The following is a 4,460-nucleotide window of genomic DNA, read 5'->3' on the forward strand; positions in this document are numbered from 1 at the left end:
ACCACCGTGACCGCCACCGCCTCCGTTGCCTCCTCCGCCTCCTCCGCTGCCGCCACCACCGCTGCCGCCATCTTTGGCATGCACGCTGGAGAAGCTACCGACATAATCGGGCACCAGCACAGTCGATGCAGACAGGACTGCGCCAATTGCCAGGGCCAACAAACATTTTTTTAGAAGCATGATGCACCTCCGCTTGGAGTTGCGTAGTCATGTCCGTATCGAACGCAATGTCCAGTGAGTTCCCGGCCGCCCATTGGAGCGGCCAGCCAACCGGCACGGCCATTAATTTGCAGCAAAAACAAGCAACTGCGGTTTCCGAACGATCCTTCAGAGCCAGTCGGCATCTGTGCGTGGGAAATATTCCCACACCTATAGATTAGTTCTGTCAGCCCGCGTGTCAACGACCGAACATCAGGACTGGAGCAGGCGCAGGCCTGGGTTGAAACGACTAAGCGCATCAGGGCCGGGAAACAGGCGGGTATCAGTAGGTGTGGGTGAACACCAGTCCAGCCTCGCCATCCGGGCTCGCATCGGAATACCCCTTGACGGCATACAACTGAAATTTCCAGTTCTGATTGAGCTTGTGCGTGAGGAAGAGGGTGAGTTCCTTGATCTGGTCGCCCGTGGATACGACCTTCTGCCGCCAGTCGTAGGACACTCCCGCCGTAGTGCGCGCGTACACGGGCATGGCGAAGCCCAGGCCGGCGAATATCGGGTTGTCGAAGTCGGAGCCTGACGGATCGCCGAATTTTTTCCAGCCCAGCGTGGCGAACCCGGTCACCCGGCCGAAGGCTTTGGCGACATCGACCTGGGCGGAATAGTCGGTTTTGCCGGTGCCCAGGCACTTGTCTTCGTCGGCTGTGGGCAGCTTGACCTTGCCGATCAGGTCCACGAACAGCCCGCCGATGTTGCCGTCAAGCACGGCATAGTCGGCACCGGCGACAGTGTCGCCCAAACCGCTTTCGACTTTGTCGCAACCGCCGGGCAACGGCTCGCCGTCAGGGCCGACCGAAGGATTGGTGATGCGCAGCCAGGGCACAGTGAGCTTGTAGGTCATGGGACCGGTTTCGTATTTGCCGACCAGCGGGACGTACCAGGTTTCGGAAGTCGTGCCGGTGCCATAATCGCCCCGGGAGTAGTCGGTTCCGATCGAGGTCGAGAAGGTATCGGCCAGGGCCGGCAAGGCCAGGCTGGCCAGCCAACCGACGAGCAGGATGCGCTTGGGGTCCATGTTCACCTCGTGTCTTGCGTCATCGAAGTTCACACGCAGGCTTTGTTGCGTGACTTACACAGCCTAGTGACTTATGGCGCAAGTGCATCATGCCTTCACTGTTTAACCCGACTTGCCAGAGCGGTCGACTTTTTCAATGGTCTCGACTTTTTCTACTTTTTCTACTTTCTCTACTTTTTCGACCTTCTCGACTTTTTCTGGCCGATCAACCTTGTCTACTTTCTCAACCTTTTCTGGCCGATCGACTTTCTCGACTTTCTCGACTTTCTCCGGACGTTCGACTTTTTCGACTTTCTCTACCTTCTCTACCTTCTCTACCTTCTCCACTCTCTCGACTTTGCCGGATTGTTCGACCTTCTCGACACGCTCTGACTTGCCGGACTTGTCCACGTCTACGTCAACGTCCACATCCACATCCACATCCACATCCACGCGTTCGATCCTGTCGCCACCGCCATGACTATCATTGCCCCCGTGGCGCGTATCGTCGACGACGCTGCCACCGCTCTCGGAGCGGCCACTCCTGTCACTGCCCGAGTTCCCCGAATCCCGCGAGTTGCCAGAGCTGTTGGAGCCGCTCGAGTCGCTCGAGTCGTTGGCGCTGTTGAAATCGTCCGAGCTGCCCGAATGGCCCGAGCCGCTTGAGTCGTCCGTGTTTTGCTCGCTGTTTCGAACCCGCCCGTGCTGGTTGCTGGCGGGTGAATCGGAGCGCTCGCGAGGCAATTCGATACGCGTGGCCTGTACCTCCCGCGCGCCGCTGAACACGCCGGTAACCCGCACGCGTCGATCCAGCGTCAGCTGCGAAGACTGCACACCGACAAACACGGTGTCGCTCGCCATCGTCACATTGAAGCCACCCACCACCAGGCGACGGTCCTGCCGGCCCTGTACCAGGCCCTCGATCACCGCATTGTGCGCCCGGCCAATGAACGGCAGGCTCGGGTCGGGGCGACTCTGGCTCACCTCCAGTTCGCGGCCCGACCACTGGCCGCGCACCAGCATTTCCTGCGCCGGCCCCGGATGGTTGCCGAGTTTGAGCCCCTGCAGATAACCGCTGCGATCGACCGGGCCGATGGCGCTGGCCTCCTTGAGGCCGGGCGCGCGGTCAATGCGGCTGGCCACCACTTCACCCCGGGCATCGCGCAGCCCGCTGACCCGTACGGGATCACCCGCACGCAGGCCGGGAGCGACTTGAGCACCGTTGGCCAGGCGTACCGGTTGGCCCATGACACGCATGGGCATGGAGTCTCTGGGCAGGGCTGTCAAAGGGCCTTCGTAGACATGCAGGATAGAAATGCGCCCGGCCTCCAGACCGCGCCGGGAATTGAACGCTTCCACGGCAACCACCTGGCCTACTGCCAGGCGAGTGCTGGTGGCGGCAATGCCGTTCTCACTCACAGGGACGTTTTTGTTGAAGTGCACTTCCACGCCATTGACGCAGATCGAGGCGAACCCGGTGATGGTGCCGACAATGCCGGTGCCACCGATCCCGCCGTTGTCGTTGCTGATGCCCGTGCCACCCACGCCGCCGGCGACGGCACCGGTGCCGCCAATGCCCCCGGGGCGTTTGTTCAGCGGTGCGCCGGTACCGCCCATTCCGCCGTTGTCGGTGCCGATGCCCGTACCGCCCATGCCGCCAGGCGCCGCGCCCGTGCCGCCGGTGCCACCCGGAGCCTGGATGAGCGGCACTTCACTGCTGCCCGCGTCATTCTGGCTGACACAGGCCGGCGCGGCTTGCAACACAATCGCAAACCCGAGGCCCAGAGCGAGGGCGGCTGCTCGAATCAGGCGCAGATGGATGGTCATGGCTTGGGAGCCGTCGGTGAGTTGGGATCGCAAGGTTCAGTGTAGAAGTACAGGCCGACCGTGATGCGCTGGCGCGGTTCGAGGCTGGGCAGGTCGCGAAACTCCAGCTCGGCGGCGAGTCGATTGAAGCTCAACAGGGCCTGCATTCCCTCGCTGGCAACGGCCTCGCGCAGCGCCTCGACGCTCATCGGGGCCAGTGCGTCATAGTGGACGCTGCGTTCAAAAAAGGCCGGGCCTTCGCTGCTCAAGTTGTGTACCGCAGCGCAGGCATGATCGTGCAGGTTATGCCCCAGGTAAGCCGCTTTCTCATCGAAACCCTTTTGCGGCACGAAGGCCTGGGCTTCGAGGTGCACACGCTCCTGTTCGTCAAGGCGCACGACGCCCAGGCGCAGCCACTCGTCCAGCACCACCCGCGCCCTGATATCCGTGCTGACCTTCGCCACCAGGGCATCGAAGGAACGGTCGCCGCCGACACTGGCCAAGCGAGGCAGCGCCAGCGGCTGGCCGGCGTCGTTGCAGAAGGGAGCGCTGTTCCAGGCGTTGACCAGCTGCGCACCGAAGGTGATGTTTTCCGGAAGCGTGGAAGTAGCGGGGTCGCCAGTGTTGCGCAAACGCCGTACGTCCTTGCGATGCACACCGGTGAGCAGGCTGATGCGGCTGTCGGTCGGAGCCTTGTCGCCCAGACGGAACTCACGGTCCGCCACATCGACGAACACCTCCTTGAGCAGGTCGGCGAAAACCAGGTACGTGACGCCTTTGCGCAGCATCAGGCGTACCAGCGGCCGCATGACATGGCGCAGGGCTTTGAGGAGCGAGGTGGGCAAGGTAGTCGATTGCATTCAGCGCATTCCCGGACAGTTAACCCCAGTATAGCTGCGTGGGAAATAATCCCATGAATGCAGGCAGTATTTTTTACGTGCCCCCATGCAAAACCGGTCTCCCGGGTTCTGCATGGGGCATCAGGCTGCTTCAGGTCCGGCTGTTGTCATCGCCGGGTTCGCCGCCGGTGTGGACGCCCTTGTCGTCACCCGGCTCGCCGCCGACGTGAACGCCATGATCGTCACCTGGCTCGCCGCCGACATGAACGCCGTGATCGTCACCTGGCTCGCCACCGACGTGAACGCCGTGATCGTCACCTGGCTCGCCACCGACGTGAACGCCATGGTCGTCACCCGGTTCTGCATGGGTGCCACTGCGACCGGAGTTCGAGTTTCCAGTACCCGCATGGCCTGAATTCCCATCGCCATTCCCATGGTCGCTGCCGCTATGGCCACTGTTGCCGCCATTGCCACCGCTGTTACCACCGTGGCCTCCACTACTGCCACCGCCGTTGCCACCGTGGCCTCCACTACTGCTACCACCACCGCCGTTGCCACCGTGGCTTCCACCCCCGCCACCGCCGTTACCACCACCACCACCACCA

At 62.4% G+C, this 4,460-nt stretch carries 4 protein-coding genes and 1 pseudogene; all 5 read right to left on the minus strand.

Annotated elements, in window-relative coordinates:
- A pseudogene (locus AC07YV_RS29700) lies at positions 1-180 on the minus strand (hypothetical protein); the annotation flags it as partial.
- A gap of 301 nt (positions 181-481) precedes the next feature.
- Positions 482-1,231, minus strand: a complete 750-nt coding sequence (locus tag AC07YV_RS29705) for a hypothetical protein (RefSeq protein ID WP_102702822.1) — start codon at positions 1,229-1,231, stop codon at positions 482-484.
- A gap of 102 nt (positions 1,232-1,333) precedes the next feature.
- The gene (locus AC07YV_RS29710; RefSeq protein WP_102702823.1) at positions 1,334-3,037 is read right to left on the minus strand and encodes a DUF5666 domain-containing protein; all 1,704 of its coding nucleotides are present in this window, start codon (positions 3,035-3,037) and stop codon (positions 1,334-1,336) included.
- Positions 3,034-3,876 carry a DUF6502 family protein gene (locus tag AC07YV_RS29715; protein WP_102702824.1) on the minus strand — a complete coding sequence of 281 codons (843 nt, stop codon included), beginning with the start codon at positions 3,874-3,876 and terminating at the stop codon, positions 3,034-3,036. Before AC07YV_RS29715 ends, AC07YV_RS29710 begins: the two co-directional genes overlap by 4 nt.
- A gap of 130 nt (positions 3,877-4,006) precedes the next feature.
- Positions 4,007-4,460, minus strand: a 454-nt coding sequence (locus AC07YV_RS29720; RefSeq protein WP_102702825.1) for a hypothetical protein, incomplete at its 5' end; no start/stop codon positions are given.

The sequence above is a fragment of the Pseudomonas sp. GW456-E7 genome (assembly GCF_059424105.1).

Coding starts and splice junctions, on each gene's coding strand:
- AC07YV_RS29705 (WP_102702822.1), bottom strand. CDS start 1,231: ATGGACCCCAAGCGCATCCTGCTCGTCGGTTGGCTGGCCAGCCTGGCC.
- AC07YV_RS29710 (WP_102702823.1), bottom strand. CDS start 3,037: ATGACCATCCATCTGCGCCTGATTCGAGCAGCCGCCCTCGCTCTGGGC.
- AC07YV_RS29715 (WP_102702824.1), bottom strand. CDS start 3,876: ATGCAATCGACTACCTTGCCCACCTCGCTCCTCAAAGCCCTGCGCCAT.